The organism is Cellulophaga baltica 18 (assembly GCF_000468615.2).
Taxonomy (GTDB): domain Bacteria; phylum Bacteroidota; class Bacteroidia; order Flavobacteriales; family Flavobacteriaceae; genus Cellulophaga; species Cellulophaga baltica.
In genome coordinates, this window is record NZ_CP009976.1 from 3,536,141 (window position 1) to 3,553,485 (window position 17,345).

17 protein-coding genes are annotated in these 17,345 nt (G+C 32.7%); 6 read left to right on the forward strand and 11 right to left on the reverse strand.

The window, feature by feature from the left end:
• Positions 1 to 4: 4 nt before the first annotated feature.
• From M666_RS15175 to M666_RS15225, 11 genes are all read right to left on the reverse strand, one after another.
• Positions 5 to 484, reverse strand: a complete 480-nt coding sequence (locus M666_RS15175) for a DUF4280 domain-containing protein (RefSeq protein WP_029446543.1) — start codon at positions 482 to 484, stop codon at positions 5 to 7.
• Positions 485 to 490: 6 nt separating this feature from the next.
• Positions 491 to 1,348, reverse strand: a complete 858-nt coding sequence (locus M666_RS15180) for a hypothetical protein (RefSeq protein ID WP_029446544.1) — start codon at positions 1,346 to 1,348, stop codon at positions 491 to 493.
• Positions 1,349 to 1,350: 2 nt separating this feature from the next.
• Positions 1,351 to 3,186, reverse strand: coding sequence for a type VI secretion system Vgr family protein (locus M666_RS15185; RefSeq protein ID WP_039325888.1), 1,836 nt, complete (start codon positions 3,184 to 3,186; stop codon positions 1,351 to 1,353).
• Between the two features lie 96 nt (positions 3,187 to 3,282).
• Positions 3,283 to 5,145, reverse strand: coding sequence for a type VI secretion system baseplate subunit TssF (locus M666_RS15190; protein WP_029446546.1), 1,863 nt, complete (start codon positions 5,143 to 5,145; stop codon positions 3,283 to 3,285).
• 14 nt (positions 5,146 to 5,159) lie between these two features.
• Positions 5,160 to 5,591 (reverse strand): GPW/gp25 family protein, encoded by a 432-nt coding sequence (locus tag M666_RS15195; RefSeq protein WP_024480866.1) that lies wholly within the window; start codon positions 5,589 to 5,591, stop codon positions 5,160 to 5,162.
• 11 nt (positions 5,592 to 5,602) lie between these two features.
• Complete coding sequence (locus M666_RS15200) at positions 5,603 to 8,059, reverse strand: AAA family ATPase (protein ID WP_029446547.1); 2,457 nt, start codon at positions 8,057 to 8,059, stop codon at positions 5,603 to 5,605.
• A gap of 2 nt (positions 8,060 to 8,061) precedes the next feature.
• Positions 8,062 to 8,574 carry a type VI secretion system TssO gene (gene tssO / locus M666_RS15205; RefSeq protein ID WP_024480868.1) on the reverse strand — a complete coding sequence of 171 codons (513 nt, stop codon included), beginning with the start codon at positions 8,572 to 8,574 and terminating at the stop codon, positions 8,062 to 8,064.
• Positions 8,575 to 8,588: 14 nt separating this feature from the next.
• A complete protein-coding gene (locus tag M666_RS15210) occupies positions 8,589 to 9,731 on the reverse strand; it encodes a hypothetical protein (RefSeq protein ID WP_024480869.1) in 1,143 nt (380 codons plus the stop codon).
• An 8-nt stretch (positions 9,732 to 9,739) separates the two neighbouring features.
• On the reverse strand, positions 9,740 to 10,606 hold the full coding sequence (locus M666_RS15215; protein WP_029449306.1) for a TssN family type VI secretion system protein: 867 nt from the start codon (positions 10,604 to 10,606) through the stop codon (positions 9,740 to 9,742).
• Between the two features lie 5 nt (positions 10,607 to 10,611).
• Positions 10,612 to 11,520 carry a hypothetical protein gene (locus tag M666_RS15220; RefSeq protein WP_025615208.1) on the reverse strand — a complete coding sequence of 303 codons (909 nt, stop codon included), beginning with the start codon at positions 11,518 to 11,520 and terminating at the stop codon, positions 10,612 to 10,614.
• 4 nt (positions 11,521 to 11,524) lie between these two features.
• Complete coding sequence (locus M666_RS15225) at positions 11,525 to 12,148, reverse strand: C40 family peptidase (protein ID WP_029446548.1); 624 nt, start codon at positions 12,146 to 12,148, stop codon at positions 11,525 to 11,527.
• Between the two features lie 61 nt (positions 12,149 to 12,209).
• Here M666_RS15225 and M666_RS15230 point away from each other — a divergent pair, with 61 nt between their 5' ends.
• The 6 genes from M666_RS15230 to M666_RS15255 all read left to right on the forward strand — a co-directional run bounded on the left by M666_RS15230 (position 12,210) and on the right by M666_RS15255 (position 17,298).
• Positions 12,210 to 13,232 carry a PKD domain-containing protein gene (locus tag M666_RS15230; protein ID WP_029446549.1) on the forward strand — a complete coding sequence of 341 codons (1,023 nt, stop codon included), beginning with the start codon at positions 12,210 to 12,212 and terminating at the stop codon, positions 13,230 to 13,232.
• A 158-nt stretch (positions 13,233 to 13,390) separates the two neighbouring features.
• Entirely contained in the window at positions 13,391 to 13,777 is a 387-nt protein-coding gene (gene tssD, locus M666_RS15235) for a type VI secretion system tube protein TssD (protein ID WP_024480874.1), read from the forward strand.
• Positions 13,778 to 13,905: 128 nt separating this feature from the next.
• Positions 13,906 to 14,355, forward strand: coding sequence for a hypothetical protein (locus tag M666_RS15240; protein ID WP_024480875.1), 450 nt, complete (start codon positions 13,906 to 13,908; stop codon positions 14,353 to 14,355).
• Between the two features lie 15 nt (positions 14,356 to 14,370).
• Entirely contained in the window at positions 14,371 to 15,729 is a 1,359-nt protein-coding gene (locus M666_RS15245) for a DUF5458 family protein (protein ID WP_024480876.1), read from the forward strand.
• 158 nt (positions 15,730 to 15,887) lie between these two features.
• On the forward strand, positions 15,888 to 16,277 hold the full coding sequence (gene tssD / locus M666_RS15250; RefSeq protein ID WP_024480877.1) for a type VI secretion system tube protein TssD: 390 nt from the start codon (positions 15,888 to 15,890) through the stop codon (positions 16,275 to 16,277).
• Between the two features lie 52 nt (positions 16,278 to 16,329).
• Complete coding sequence (locus M666_RS15255; protein WP_029446550.1) at positions 16,330 to 17,298, forward strand: hypothetical protein; 969 nt, start codon at positions 16,330 to 16,332, stop codon at positions 17,296 to 17,298.
• The last annotated feature ends 47 nt before the right edge of the window (positions 17,299 to 17,345 follow it).

Consider the following 17,345-nt stretch of genomic DNA (forward strand, 5'->3'; position numbering starts at 1 on the left):
AAATTTAGGATAAAATTATTTCATCTTCTAGCTCAGGACCCTGAAGGTCTTCCATAGTAACTAATGGATTAATTTGTTCTACTACTGCATTTTCTTCTGAACTTATATTCTGTTCATTAGTTTGCCCATGCTGTAATATACTAATACAAGGACTACCGCCCATTGGACAAGTAGCTTTACTATCTTCCAAAAGTATTTGCCCGCCATTAGCTAATTCAACATTTTCATATGCGCCGTCCCATTGCGTTATAACAATCTGACAAGGTTTGAAACTACTTCCCGTTGGTTGCATCTTACATTGTCCAAAAGTATTTTTTTCGAAGGTACTACCACCAAGTTCCATTGTTGAAGCAATAAGTTTATTACTTGCTTTGCTATCGTTAGCGTATATTTTATTTTGAGACATCACCTTTAACTTATCAGGAAAATCTCCAAACTGACATTCACACAAAGCTCCTTGAACAACCATATATTTACTACTCATATCACACTATTCTAAAAGAAACATTTTAACGACCACTTTTCTAGTATTTCCAAAATTTAAATTAAACTCGGCATATATCCCTTCAATAATTTTTGAAATATTATTTAACTGATATGTTATTTGGCAATTACCTTTATCTTCAATACTATCTGAATTATAAATAGGGTAGTCTAATTTCTGTTCTAAATCGGTTAAACTTCTTTCATCTTCTATTTCACCATCCATAATTATACGATACTCATTTTCTTTTAAATGATTCTCGTCTAATCGTTGATTTACTTTGAAACAAACTTGTTTAGATGTTCCTACGATAGGAAACTTGAGCGTACTTTCTATTTTATAAAAGGCAGTGTAATATTTAAATATAGGTTGAAAGTATAACGATAAAAAAAAATCATTTCTCATCTTCTCAATAAATAGTTCTTCGAAGCTCATAGATTTATCAAACACATTTATGTACTTAATAACGCTTTCATTTTTATATTTAGATAACAAGCTCTTCTTTTTCTTGTGCCAGCGTTTTTTTATTTCATCAAAATTTCTAATTGTTTTAAAACCACCAGAATGATTGCATTGTACTTCTAAAGGATACAGTGTTTCACTAACTTCAATGGATATATCTTCGATAAAGTTTTGAGGGCTTTTATCGTTTATATATATATCTTTAAATCTATTAATTTTAAAAATATGTCCACTATAATTTTTATTGCCTAAATATTCATAACTGTATTTAAATTTTAAAAAATTCATTTTAGATTCTGATTGAAATTCAATCATACAACCATAAATACCTTTAAAACCTTGAGGTTCTAACTTTACATTGACAGCCTCTAGTAAATTAATATTTGATAAGTTTTCAGACATTTTTAAAACAACTTAACCTTTTCTTTACTCTGTATATCAACAGTTTTTCCAGAAGCTAAAGTCAAATTTTGATCTTTACTATCAAGTGTTATTTCGTCAGCAACAGTTTCACTTACCTTAGCATCAATCATTAAGTTCTCTTGAACTATTAAATTTTTATTTTTTGTCATTATGTTGAGATTTTCTCCAACACTATTGGTAAAATCTTTTCCTGCAGTAATGTTAATGTTTTCTTCAGCGCTAATAGTAATGTTTTTAGCATTCAATAACATTGATTCTTTTGCAGATACACTTACATTATTCTCTGCATTTATAGAGACATCATTATTTGCGTGTATAATTATATTATTTGCACTCGTATTTATACTAAATAAATTCTCATTCTTATCTTTTATAGTAATCATCTCCCCACCATCTGTATCATTTAGTTCAATAATATGCCCACTGCGGGTCATGATGGCTTTTATATTGTTATCGGCATCCGCAACACCACTTTTGGCACTGCTATTAAAGCCAGCACTCAATACATACGGTTTTTCAGGGTTGTTATTTTCAAAACCTACGAGTACTTCTTCGTCTAGTTCAGGAATAAAGTAAAAACCCTTGCCGTTACCACCGTATGGGGTATTCATTTTTATCCATGGGGTAGAGGTGCCCATTCTGCGTTGCCAACCGAACTGTACTTTTACACGTCCTAATCCATCAGGGTCATTGTTATCTAAAACAACACCACGTTGTTCTTCTGCAGAGGGCGTAGCAAATACCGCACTGTAATGTGGGTGTTCTGTGCCTTCTGGTACCCCTTCAAAATGATTTTCATAATTACCACTATGATCAAAACGGTGCGCTACTTTGGTAACCATATAGGATCCAAAAGCATCTCTACGTGTTTTATCAGAAAAACTAACGCCTTCAATGGTTAAATTATCACCCACACGCAAACCAACAATCTCTGAAGATCCGTTGGCAATAATCATATTCGCTGCTTTAGATAAGGTATCTACTTTTGCTACATGGTCTAAACCTTGCTGTCCGCTATATTCATTCTGGTTGTGATTCCAGGAGTAATTTTCTTTTTTAGCAAATAAACCCTCAGATTCATTTTTTACATGCCCGGCATACATATGTCCGCTTTGTGCATTGTAAGAAGAGGAAACCGATTCTAAGTCACTATCATTGACCCAATCTTTAGACGTAAAGCCACTATTTTGGGATTGCAGAGTCGTAGAGAGTCCGAAGGTTTGAATATCCTGACCATATACGCCGCTGAATTGTTTATCTCCTGTACGTCCTACGCAAAAGGTTCTCCCATTGTCATACATCCAAACGCCATAACGTGCACACATACGTTGTAAGAATGAAAAGTCGGACTCATTATATTGTACCGTATAAGGCAAACGGATGTTAGTACCACTTCCTATTTCCATTTTAAGAAGGTCAGTGGAATGTCCGTTAAACGTATCACTCACTACTTGGCTAAAAGAAGACCCTTCTTCATAGCTAAAACATTGCACGGAGCGTGAGAGTAAAATACTAGCTCCTTGTCCTGATAGTACAATAGCGCCAGAAGCACCAATACCTTTTTGTAAGGCTACCGAAGTAATAATCCCCACATATTCTAATTCGCCATCATTGACCCCTATAGATATTTTTTTACCCGAATAATTAATAGAATTATTCATGAGTGTACCGCTGTATCCTTCGGTAGCATTGGTTTGAAAAACCACACTAAAAGAGCTGTGGGTACCCATGGATTGTTCTATAGAAACCTTATAACCAGATTTAGGAAGAAAACGTTCTCCATCGATAATAAGCACTGGGGTAATCATTTTAGGCATGGCTGTAGAATTTAAAACGTTAAAATAGACACAATCAACGAGCTTAACAAAAAATACACCCGTATTTCGATGAATTACAATATAAATTATAGATTATTAGCTATAAAAAACACGGAAAGGAAGTACATTTGCAGACCTTGATTGGAGGCCTATTAGCACTTCTTTCTTTAAGTGTTCCCAACTTTCTTCATCATATACGGCATCTTCATGCTTGGTAATGTATACATCTGTAGTTGGCGTATACCCAACACCTTCATCTAAAGCAACAACTACACCTTTTTCTATGGTTACTTTGGTAATACTATCTTTAAAAATACCAAAGCAATGTTGAATAATATCCTGTCGTGTAATTATTTTTCCTTTAGAAAGAATATGCTCCCTGTAGGCATATATTTTTTCACTAGCATTCGGTTCATCTTTACCACCAATAGTACCGGTAATAAAGGTTAGCGAATTTGTTAAAAATGCGGTACCCGAATACTGCACTAATTGTACATATGGGTTTATTTTATTGGCCTTGTCACCAGCAGTACTCCAGTAATTTGTAAAGACAAATTGATCTTTATTTTTATTAATGCTATTTTTATTGATAACCAGATATGGAATTTTATTTCTGGTAAAATCTCTTAATTCTATCTGTTGATCAATCCTAGAAATTATCTGTTTAAGATCTTTTAAATTAGTATTAATAAAATCATCATTCATAGCATTAAACGCAATACTATCTTCTTTGAGCAAATCTATGGTGTAATTTAAAAGTTCTGAAGCATCACGCTCATCAAAACGAGAAACGCCACCAAAACGCAGATATGCCTGTGTACTAGTAGCCGTGTCTTCTTTTTTTCGATCTTGAATAAAATACGTGTTACCACTATCGCCTTTTATATCTTGCACATCAAAAAAGAAATCTCCATCGACCTCTAGTGGTAAAATGTTAAAATACGGTTTTAAGCGTCTATTGGTTTCATGTCGTTTTTTATTCAACACAGGAAAACAATTGATATGGCAATGTAAATTATCTAGCATTTGACTAGATACAATAGAAGAAAAAGAAATCTTGATCCACAATAGTGGTGTTTTAAATTCTTTTAAATCTTTCTCACTTAAAAACGTCTCAAAATCTTCTGGATAGTCTCTTAAATTACTCTTTACATCAATAGCATCTGTAATGGTATAAAAATGATCTTGGTAAAATTCTTTTACATAATTCTCGTAGAACTTAATCTTACTCTGTATAGACTCATTGATATAGGTATTTAAATCTTGCCCGGCGAATTCTAATTCGTTGTACCCGTTAACCACCTCTAATGGGTTACCATTTAAAGACCATTTAGATAAACCTAATTGGTGCGTTAATACATTTTTTTGAGAAAAATTAAGCAAATCAAAATAACAAAGTAAGTCTTGGATAGATGTTACTTCATCATCTGGTTTTATTCCTAAATAAATACTTGAACCATCTGCAGCGCCCACAAAATTCTCTTTGAGAATAAAAGGGATGTTCCGGTGGTTTTTATGTGAAGCAATTTTTTCTGGATAGGCGATATAGTCTAAACTGCAATTGCTAATTTTAAAATCTCCTGCAGGAGCAAAGAAAAAATCTTCAAAATCGTTTTTACCATTCTCCCTGAAAATTGGCATTCTCTTTCGGTGGTAAAATTCTGAACGTTCATTAATATTAAGAGTACTGTCTATTGGCAATGCATGCATAACGGCATGGGCAGGCCTAGCGGTTACAGAAACTTGGGGCGTTAGTAAATCTACCAAGCGCTCTGTAATTCTTGTTCTACTAGATTTTATGGTATCTGAAATACGTTCAAATTCATGCGCACAAGCATCAAAAAGTATACTGACAATTGGATCAAGGGAATATTCAATTTCCATTTCATCCATTCCCCATGTATCGGCAGCCCTTCTAATTAACCGTTCTTTTATTTCTTCTTTACTTAATGATTTCATTCAGGAGTATGTGTTTACTTATAAGATAGTGGTGCTAAATAATAATCTCCACTAAAATAATACGGTTCGTTGGTTTTTAATAATGTTCCTGTAATTGTAATATTTAGATATTTTTTCAATCGTACTTTATTAGAATTTTCAGATACACTTTCTTGCAAATTAATGGTCAGATTTGTGTTGCCTAATCGCTTTTCATAGGTTTCTATTTGATTGGTAAGCGATCTTTTAATTTGCTCTTTTAAAACATTAGCATTTACTAACAGGTCAAAATCTGTCTCCCATATTTCACTACCAAAGCCTTCATCAAAAACATATTCTTCAAAATAGGTGGTTATAATGATGCTTATAAATTGTGATATAGATTCTTGTAGCGTTATTTTTCGAAGTTCTTTCTTCTCAAAAAAACGCTTAAAATCAAAAGGAGCTTCGTAGTACTGTTTTGCCATTTAGCCTAGTTTTACTTGGTTACTTCAAAAACAACTACAGTGTCTTTTAAGCTGATTTTTACAGTTTGTGGTGCTGTAATCTCACCAGAGATAATCATACGAGACAAAGGTCTTTTTAATTTGTTTCGGATTACCGCTTTTAAAGGCCTAACACCATACGTAGATGAAAAACCATCTAAGGATAAAAAGTCTTTTGTTTCTTTATCAATATCAAGTGTAATTCCCAATTTATTTGCTAAAACAAGCAATTCTTTTTTAAGATGTAAGTCAAAAATAAGAGGTGCATTTTCTTTCGAAATAGGGGCAAAGGGAATAATCTCTGTGATTCTACCTAAAAATTCTGGCCTAAAATATGGCGCCATTATTTCTAAGATTTCATCAGAAGAGGGTGTGGTTCCATCAGAAATTTTCTCTGCGATAAATTCTGATCCTATGTTAGAAGTAAAAAGAATTACGGCATTAGAAAAATCGCCTAATTTACCCAAACGGTCACTAAGTTTACCTTCATCTAAAATTTGAAGGAATACATCAAAAACGGACTGGTGTGCTTTTTCAATCTCATCAAAAAGTACTATAGAATACGGTTTTTGTCTAATCTTATTTACTAACATACCGCCTTCTTCATACCCAACATATCCCGGAGGTGCACCGTATAAAAGTGCCGCTGAATGTTCCTCTTTAAATTCAGACATGTCAAAACGAATGATAGCGCTTTCATCATTAAATAAAAACTCTGCCAATGATTTTGCTAATTCTGTTTTTCCTGTTCCTGTAGGTCCCGAGAAAAAGAAAGAGCCAATTGGTTGGCCTGCTTTAGAAAGCCCCGACCTTGATTCTATAATAGCTTCTGTAATTGTTTTTACCGCATGGTCTTGACCAATAACACGTTTCTTAAGCGTAGCTTCCATCTCCATAAGACGTTCGCGCTCCTGTGTTTGTACTTTTCCAGCAGGTATACCGGTAATACTAGATACAACAGCTGCTAAATCTTCATCAAAGATTGCTGTTAATTCTTTTGTAGAATGCTCTTCAATAGCTTCTAGAATGGTAGCTAAATAAGCTACTTTATCAGCATAGGAAGGAAAAGATAATAGATCTTCTGTATCATATTTCCCGATAATAATAGGTCCTAATTTATTCTTAAGCTCTATGTAGATCCAATCTATTTCCTCTTTGCGTTGTTCTTCTGATAAGGTTTCTGACTTCTTTTCTAAAAAGGCTAATTTATTTTTTAACTCTTCAACATCTGCAGGTAATGATTGCTGCGATACTTTCGCTGCAGCCATGGTTCTATCTACTAAATCTAGGGCAGAATCTGGAAGGTTTTTTTCTTTTAAATACCGTTTTGAAAATAAAATAGATTCTTTTAGCGTGTCATCAGAAATTTCTAATTGGTGGTGTTTTTTAAATGTTTCACCTACATTTTTTAATATTCTAAAAGCAGTTTCTGTATCTGGTTCTTCTAAACTAACCGATTCAAAACGCCTGCTTAAGGCATCATCAGATGCTATATGCTTTCGGAAATGTTCTGGGGAAGTGACTCCAATAAGAACAATTTCTCCTTTATTTAATTCAGATTTTATAACATTTAATATTCCCTGGCTCGTAGCATTATCTTGCAGTAGGGCATGAAAATCATCCATGACCAAAATAGGCATGGTAAAGGATTTTGCCTGTTCAAATATTTGTTGTAATCTATCTTCTACTTCTCCTTTATAAGAAGCTCCAGATAAGAGTAGGGTAGTGTGTATTTCTAAAAATGTAGCCTCTTGTAAAACATCTACGATTTTCTTTTCAGCAATTAGTACTGCTAAATTTTTAATTAAAATAGATTTTCCAACACCCGATTCTCCTTGGATAATCACGTTAGGTTTAGACTTTCTACTTAAAATTTCGGTAATACTTTTTAATTCCTTATCTCTATTGATAATATGCGCAAATTCTCCAGCACTAGCCAATTTTACAAGATCTGAAGTATATTTGGTCAACACACTAGTATCTGTTGCTTCAGAGGAAGTTGCAGAAGAACTAATTTTAGGGTTGACTTTCCCTTCCGTACCTTTTTGCGTTTCTAAAAGTTGATTGTGACTAACAGGGAGCGATTTTAATTGATCAAAACTAAAGCCTACGCCAGGTGTTATTGCTGCAATGAATAAAACCAATAAATCAACTTCATCCTTACCAAGCTTCCCTTTGATATCTTCAGCTTCTACAAATACTAATTGTACACCAGAATCTGCTTCTACTTCTGTATTTCTAGAAGATCTTTTTGGGGTTTGTTCAATGTTAACTTCTGCCCATTCTTCAACAAAATAAACATCTACACCTAGATTATGGAGTTTACGCAAAAGCGATAAATCTCTATTTAAAGCTGCTTTAATTAAATGTGCAGCGGTGTAATTTTGATGCTGATTTTCTTCTGCAATTTGTGTTGCAATATAAATAGCCTTTTCAACTTCGTTATTCATACTTATTGGTTTCTGTTTATACGTCTGGCTAATTCTAATGCGGTTTCTAAATTTCGTATTTGATCTTCATAATCATCCAATTGCTTATCTAATTTATCAATTTCAGTTTTAGCATTGGCTACTTGTTTTAAATCTCTTTTTGCGTCTAACAATTTCTTATAAGTAAGAATTAAATTCTCATACATGTTCCTGTTTTCAAGAGAGTCTTTTGGAATATCATTCTTAATTTTTACTAAATCAGAATTTATAGATTGTTCTAAAAAGATATTTCCTTGTTTTGTTTTATCTAATGAATCTATTAAAACATCTACACGTTTTAGTTCATTGATAAACTGCTTCTGATACATAAATTCATACTGAATTTTCTTGTTTTCTGCACGTAAGACATCATTCTCTTTCCAAGGTAATTTGTAACTAAAAAACACCGCTACAAAAAGGAGCACAATAGTGACCAAAAACATGAGTAAAAAAAGTAGAAAAGCAGATATCCTTTCTTTTTTATTTAAAATTTCCATAGTATAATTTTATTTTATTCCGCTAAAAATGAAGGACCTCCAGATTTACCGAATTTGTCTTCTACAATGTTTTCATTTACAAATATGCCCATATCTCTACGTTTACCGATATAATCTACTTGCGTAAGAATAGTGAACAAACGCTCAATTACATTCATAAATGAATTGATGATGAATAAGTTTTGATTAACATCTGTATGCTTGTAATCAATATTGATAATGTTGGTAAATATTTTTTCATAATCACCCCCCTTTAAATCTGTCCATTCTCCAAAATAGTTGAACAATTGTTCTTTGTTTTCCGGTGATGATACATCTACTGAGCTCTTGAAAAGTCTTGAAAAACTAACGATAATTTCAATTAATTTCTTAGGATGCATTTCATACTCTTCCCATTTTACATAGGTAATTTGTTGTGATAAATAAGCATACAATTTATCTACTACTGTATGCATAGCGTCTGCAATAGGATTATCACTCTGCTTGGTATTTATTTTTTGTACAATTAGTATAGAACTGCGTTCGGCCATTTTCAAGAAAGCTTCGGCAACATTATAAAAATCGATTAATGCTTCACTAGTTCCTAGGGTAGTAGAGGGCGCTATGTAATCTGTGGCTGCGGCCAAAGCATTATTCTCTCTGATAATTTTAGCAATAGGAAGCTGGTTCCCTGCTAGTCCAGATTTTTCTAAATCATTTGCAGTTACAAAAGTGAAAAAGTACCTATTTGTAGTATACGGATAACGAGGAGGCATTTCTTTTGGGTTTTGCTCTCCAAAAGCAACCGTATCTTCTTGATCTACATTTAAAAGAACAAAACCTTCTTCTAATTTGTTATCTGCAAACTGCTCAACAACCACATCTTCTTTAACCGCAGGTGTGAAGTTTGTAATTTCTACACGCGTACCGTTTGGAGTGATAGCACGTAATTTTTTAATCGAAATTTTTAAGCTTTTATGTACATCAATAGTAACAATGTATTCATTATGATCACTTAAATGTGATGCCAACAAACCATAACCATCTTTTCCTATTCTAATACTGGTAAGATCTTTTGCTGTATTTTCTGCGTAGTCTTGGAGGTTTTGAAAATGCTCTTTAGAGATTTTCATACCATCGATCCAATTTGTTTTAAAGTGTTTTATGTCCTCTATCATAATAAATATTATATACGTTGGCACACTACGGTGTCGCCATCATTTAGATTGTTTTGTTCTACGGTTAGTGATGAATTAATATGTTTTGAAGCTCCAAACCATTTAGGTTTGGTTTGAAAATACCAGCCAAATGGATCGCCAGAGTCTTCAAGAAGCTCAATTTTAGTAGTGGTTTTTTTACTGTTGTAATCATTAATGAAAAAGAAAAACAACCTACCAAAATCCATATCTTTAGGTGCTTTTGCTTTAAAACTTGTTAGATGAGTTTCTTTCGTGTTTTTATAAAACATAAAGTTTAAAACAATCATATTGTTTAACTCATAATGCTTAGGAGATTCATATTTATTACCTAAAGGGTAATACCATTTAGAATATAACTTTACGGGTACGCTTATAGCATAATTAAACAGTGCATAAAACGCGGTAGGCACTACAAAAGTGGTTGTAATTAAGAAATAATAACCTAGATACTTTAGATCTTGAAAGTAAGAGGCAACCATTATAATAGGCACAACAAGCACCAAGGCAGTTACAAAGGCAATTAGCAATTCTTTAAATTTATTTTCTATTTCAAATTTGTCGAAGAAATAACGGACAAAGTACACATGTAAAGCTCCCAATAAAAAAGAAAAACTAAGCATGGAAAAATACCTTAGTAATACGCCTGTTTGTTTTAAGTTATAGACAATACACGTAAATATTCCCATTACGACAATACCTGATATCAAATAGATATAAAACTTCTTGCGTTGTTTTTTAAAACCAGGTGTTTTAGAAGCAAATAAGGTAAGTACAAGTATCGTGATCACCACAATAATCATAAAAGGCATCAATGCCTCAAAGCTTATTAATGTTTTTAAGTAACGTTTTATCATGAAAATTATATTGTAGAAGATATACCAAGTCGACCAGCAAAGATGGCATCACTCAGTGTAAAGTTTTGTTTTTTCTGAGGCAAAGTAAAGTCTATTTCAAAATCACTCTCAAAAGGCATGGTGTGATCTAAAAAATACTGCATTACTAAACTAATTTGTCCTTTAGGTAAATAGTCATGAATTTTTTCGGGGTTTTTAATATTGTTAATAGTGAACGTATATTTTGGCAAATAGGAAGCACCGGTGGTTGCCGTCGCTAAATTTACGCCTAATTGCAAGGTATCGTTATGTTCGTGTGTGTTAGGAATGGTGGTGTATGTTTTGGTTATGGTTAAGCTTTCTTCGATTATTGTTTCTAATACTTGCTGTATTAACGTTAAATTTCCTGCAATCTTATGCATAAAGGGAATTGCTTTCAAAATTTTTCCGGCCATGACATGTGGTATGTTGGAATTGATCTCCCATAAGTCTGACAAGAAATAAACTAATTCAGAATTTCCCAGCGATTCAAAAATACGATCTTCTTCTCGTTCTACTTCTACTCTGTGTAGAAAAAATTCTTCCTCTAACGGATTAAAAAACTTTTGGGCTTTTTCTTGCTCTACTTTTCTATTCTTGTAGGCATTGACCATATCATTTACAAACCCAGTACTACCAACAGTTTTATGAAAAAAACGTTCTGGAAAAATATTGTAAAATCCACGACGACTAAGATGAACAACTATATTCTCCTTATAAACATCATCTTCCCTAATACCAGAAACATCGGGACTGTACCTTCTTTTGAAATAATCAGAATAGCTGTAAGAAACATCAGAGAATTCTTTGATTCCCGCCGCAAATGTTTCTGCTTTTATATCAAAATCCAAGCCATCAAAATGGTCTCGAATTTCCTGTAGTATATTGTTTTCCATTAAATTATTTTAATAAGGCTCTAGCAGAAGAAACATATTTATCTTGCCAATACGCATCTTTCAAATTTGCAATTTCTACCCCTCTTGGTGAATTAGATCCTAGAAACATTCCGTTCTGTAAATAGATGCCCACATGAGAGATTACTTTTTCTTTGTGTCTTAGTCTAAAAAAGATAAGATCTCCGTTTTTTAAATTTTTCTGACTTTTAAAAGCTACATCCAAATTGGCATCAAATTGCTGTTGTGAAGTTCTAGGCAATTCTTTTTCGTACACTACGTCATATACATGTTGTACAAATGCAGAACAATCTACACCTCTTTTTGTGGTTCCTCCCCATAAATAAGGAACGCCAAACCAGTCTTTAATTTTACCATATAACTTTTCATTCTCAAGCTCTTCTGTAGGAATATTCAACGCCTTAGCAAACTCCTCTTTTTCCTCATAAGTAAGGTAGGTAGTTGTGGCTACTCTTTCTGGTTCTTTTACAACAAGAGCTTCTTTTTCTTTCAACCTATGTGCTTCTTCTATTTGTTTTTTATAGTACATTTGGTTTACACCTTTGGAAGTGTTTTTACCACAACCTATAAATTGCACAATAAGAATTAAAAACATCAGTTTTAGTTTCATAGTAATAATTGTAATTTTAAGGATAAATATAAGAGTTTAATAATTTCTATTACCAATTTTAATGAAAAGTAATAATATAAAAACCCACTTTGACCGAAACGTATTTCTAACTTTTTTAGTATTACTTGTTGTAGGATTAATACTAATCTCGTTTAAAATTAACAGTAAGGTTGATTGTGGAAACCCTGATTTTAAGATCATAGCAAATTCTTTTACCACAGAAGATTTAATCGAATTTAATAGCATTGATGATTCTGGTGTTGAATGGGAGTGGGATTTTGGTGACAAAACTAACACAAAATTTCAATCTAATGTAGCACATCAATTTACAAAACCGGGAACTTATAAAGTAGCATTACGAGTAAATGGGCAATGTGATGTGGTTAAGGAGATTACCATTAATGAGAAGAAGGAATTAATTTCTCCTGAATTAATTCCGAATATAATTTTACCTACGAATGTTAAAGTAGGTGAGGAGGTTGTATTTTCAAGTGATGCGCCATTCGCAGAATCTTGGCAATGGAGTTTTGGTGAGTCATTGCATATTGATGGAACCAACAAAGAGGAGAAATATACATTTAAATCTCCAGGAGAGAAAACAATTTTATTGGTTGTAAACGGTGATAGAAGACATGAGTCTAGACGCCGAATTGTTGTTTTAGATAGTAGAGGAGAACGTCAAGTAATAACACCAAGAAACCGAGTTGATCCTATTGAGACCGCTTTAGACAATATTAATGATTCTTTAGTGCTTCCACCCACCGTAACCGTTCCTGAACCTGTTGTAGAGCCGGAGGTTAAGAAAATTGTAGTTTCTTCTGATGAGATTTTACAAATGTTAGTGGGGTATTCAGAAAGAAGATTAGATGACAGAGCTATGCGTTCTTATTTTTGCTATAGTAGTATTCCTGTCTTTAATAAAAGTGGTAAACGCTATACGGTGAATCAGCTTTTTAATGCTATAAGAGATCAAAAAATTGAAATCAATAGTTTAAACTTGAGAAAGAAGGAAGATACGGGTTGTATTACTAGTATGACTATTGATATGAAGATTAAAAAAGGACTCTTTTCTAAGACTTTTTAACGGATTATATATATAATAAGGTAAGAAGTTCTTATTTAAGACTTTATGATGCAGTTCATCGAGTTTATTTTCTACTTCTTAAAATAGTTTTTATATTTACGATGTCCTTATGTGACGTTATATAAACTAGGCAGTATTTGCCACAAAAACACATTATTATGGCTTTCAAAGCAAGATTAAAAGTAGCAGGAAAAGAGTTCAACATTTTACATTGTTCTTATGATTTGAACCAAGAAGTAGATCCTACAGGAAGACCTTCTTCTGTAACAAGAGGTGGTCGTATTAACTTAACTGTTGAGTCTAACGGAGAAACTGGATTTTTCGAATGGATGACTAATAACTTCGAAAGAAAAGATGGAACTATCGTTTTCGTAAAAAGAGATAACGATGCTACCTTAAAAGAAGTAAACTTTAAAGAAGGTTACTTAATCAAGTACAGAGAGAATTTTGAGTCTTCTGGCCAAAATCCTTTAACTGAAACTTTCACTATTTCTGCAAAAGAATTATCTAGTGGTGGTGGTGAGCATATCAACGAGTGGGTATAATCTCATAAAAATTACATATTTTCTAAAAGGAGGCATACTTAAATGCCTCCTTTTTACGTTTATCTTCTATATAACTATTGTAAATAACTTTTTTTGATTAAATTTAACCAACTTAAAAAATATAAAATATGGCTAGTAATTTTGGAATAGGTGCTAATGATGTTAAAGGCGATGCAAGTGAAGCTCTAAATGAAATTCCACAAAACAGAACTTTAATTGCAGGTAAATTAACTCCGAATACGCCAATAAAGCCAGAGGTAATAGAAGGTTTAAGAACTGTAGAAGATATTTTCGAACATTTTAGACCTGAATTAAAGGTCCCTTTTGAAGATAAAAATGGAGGAACAATAAATGAAACCATAAAATTCAGCAATTTAGGCGATTTCGGTAAAAAAGGAATTACCAATAATAGTGTTTTCTTAAAAGAATTAGAAATTGAAAGTGATCAGTATAAAAAAATCATTAAGCAATTAAAAACCAATAAAATTTTAAAATCTGCATTACAAGATCCAGAAGCAAAAGAAGCGCTAATAGATACTATTGATGCATTGATTAACGAAATAAAAAACACTAAATAATTACGAAAAGCAATTATGGCGAATACTTCACAAAACAACCAAGAGTCGCATTTAAGTGACAAACCATTTATAGATCAAATTAAAGAAAAAGCAGACGGGTTAGCCAAGTTTGGTGGATTTGATTTATTAGAATCAGCGATTGATGATGTACAGAATTTAAATCCTGACCGTAAGGCCAGAAGAAAAATGTTCTTAACAGAGAACGGAAAAAAATCTGAACGACAAGCTTTACAGAAAATTCTTGAACTTTGGTCAGAAACTTTAAAATCTGGTGACGATATCCTTGATCAAGTACAATCTGCAGATGATAAATCTAAACAATCATTAGAGCTATTAAATAAAAACATAAAACAAGCACTAGAAGAGTCGGAAGAATTAGAATCTTCATACCGCTCTGTAGCGCTTTTCTATAAAAACACAGATTTACCATCTTTAAAAAATGTGTCTATAGTAAATGCAGAATTAGACCAATTAACAGATTTAGATAACACACGTTTCTTTGACCATATTAGAGAAGAATTAGTATCTAAATATGACCGATTGGATTTAAGAGAAAACTATTCCTTAATGGTTTTACCAGGGTATTTAGGTTCTAAATCTGTTGTAGACAAATGGGCAAAATTAGCTCACGATAATAAAGTAACTTTAGTAACGGATTTCGCGCATTTAGATGAGCCGGATGACGTTATGGAAATGTTTGAAAGTGCCAATCTTGCAAGTGGTGACATGTATTTATCAAACACTATTATGACCTGTAATTGGTTAGTAGGTAGAGGTAAGCATGCAGAAGTAGGAGAGGAAGAAGATTTACACGTTGCACCTTCTGGAGCTTTAGCTGGTAAAATATATAGAACTCTAATGTCTCAAGTAACTGCAGGTAAAAAACACGGTGGTTTAAGTGAAGTAGATGGTGTTGCCTTTGATTTAAGAAAAGGTGAAATTGCAAATTTAGAAAACCTTGGCCTTGTTCCTATGGTTAATGAATATGGCAAAGTGATGGCATTTTCTGCAAAGACCTTATTTAATGGTGATAACTTAGGGCTACAAACTTATTCTGTAGTGCGTGTTTTTGATTATGTAACTAAAGTATTAATGGATTTTCTTAACCGTAGAGCTTTTGAAAACTTTAATGCTAAAACTAGAAACGAAATTCATAAACAAATTGTACATTTCTTAGACGGAATTACGGGTCCAGATAAATTGATAGAAAATTTTGAAATCAAAAAATTTGAACAAGATCCAAATCAATTAGACCGTATATTACTAGATGTAAGACTTAAGCCTTATTTCCCTGCTAAAAACTTTTTGATTAAAATGGATGGTCAAAAAGGTGATGAAGGTTCTGAATGGGATACGGATTACGAACAACAATAAAATAATTTACAGTACATATACCAACACCTCTAAGGCTATATAGTTTTTAGAGGTGTTCTTTTTTGAGAAATAAATCGATGTAATTTATCGACTTTTTTTTGATACTAGGATATTAGAACGTACTTTAACCACTGATAATTATATTAATACCATAACCTATGTCTTTTTTAGCAAAATTAATTGTAGATGGTCAAGAATACAACGTGCTTCATTGTGCGTATAATTTTGAACAACCTATGGATCACACTGGCAAACCTTCAGGAAAACCAAGAGGTGGTCAAATAATGATTACTATTGAATCTCAAGGTAAATCTGACTTATTTCATTGGATGATGGAGCCGGAACAAACCAAAGATGGTGCGATCTTATTCTATAAGCGCGATGCTTTGTCACGTTTGCAAGAAGTAACCTTTACTAGAGCTTTTTGTGTAAGTTTAGAAGAGGAGTTTGATGCTATAGATGATGTTCCTATGCAAAAAAGAATTGTCATTTCAGCAAGTACAATTACTATAGGTGATATGGTTTTTGAAAATAGTTGGGGGGAATAGTAAGAGCTAAGAATTATAACCTTATTCATCATTAAATAATATCCTTTTAGGAATGAGCACTATAGAAGATTTAAAGCTTAGGCATGATATAAAACGTAGCATTAGAAAAACTAAAAGTGCTACTAAAATTTCTATGGCTCAAATCAAGGGAGGTAATAAGGTTTCTCAAGAATTGATTTCAAAAAAATTCGAGTCGACTTTAAAAAGAAATCTTAAGCAAAGTTATGAGAGTTCTAATCTAAAAAAGACGTTCAATAACTATATAGATTTAGATGTTTTAGAGTTTGAATTTCCAATATTGATTAATGGAGCTGTAAGTTCGGATGAAGAAAGAGCTGACGCTTCCTATTGGAGTCCGTATCTTTTAGCGGCCACGGCTAGAGAAACTGGATATACTCCATCAAAATTTCATTATATAGATGGAGATCAAGGAATGTGGGCAAGCACAAGGGAGAAAGCGGGAAAGAAAAAAGGAAAATTAGATGCTCCCAATGTTTGGAAAAAGATGAAAAATTCCCGGAATGACAAAAATGAAATTACAGAACAGTTACAAGTTATTTCGCATAGTAGAGGATCTGCTTTCGGAGTAGCTTATATGGAGTCTCTTTCAAATGAAATAAAAAGTTTAGCAGCTAAAGAAGGTTTGAGTTTTGCATACGACGAAAACCATATTATTGAGTATTCTGTTAATCTTGGGCCGCATCAGTCTAACAGTATTACATATCCTAAGAATCTTACCAGAAATATAAATATCAGCCATTACAAAGATTATCTTTCAGGGGATGACGCAAAGGGCAATGTTATAAATATACATTCAAATGCATTAGATGATTCTAGTGATAAAATTCTAGAACACGGAAATGATACTTATACCATAGAATTAGAGGGTGTTTTAAAAATACTAGAAAACTCCCATAAATCTAAAACTGATCAAATTATTAATTATTACAAGTATTTAGATACGAAGAATTACGGTAAATCAAAAATCAAATCTGGTTCAAGTCATTTATTAAAATCATAATTTTTGTAAATGAGTGAGGATACTACCTATTGTTTAGTTTTTTTTCT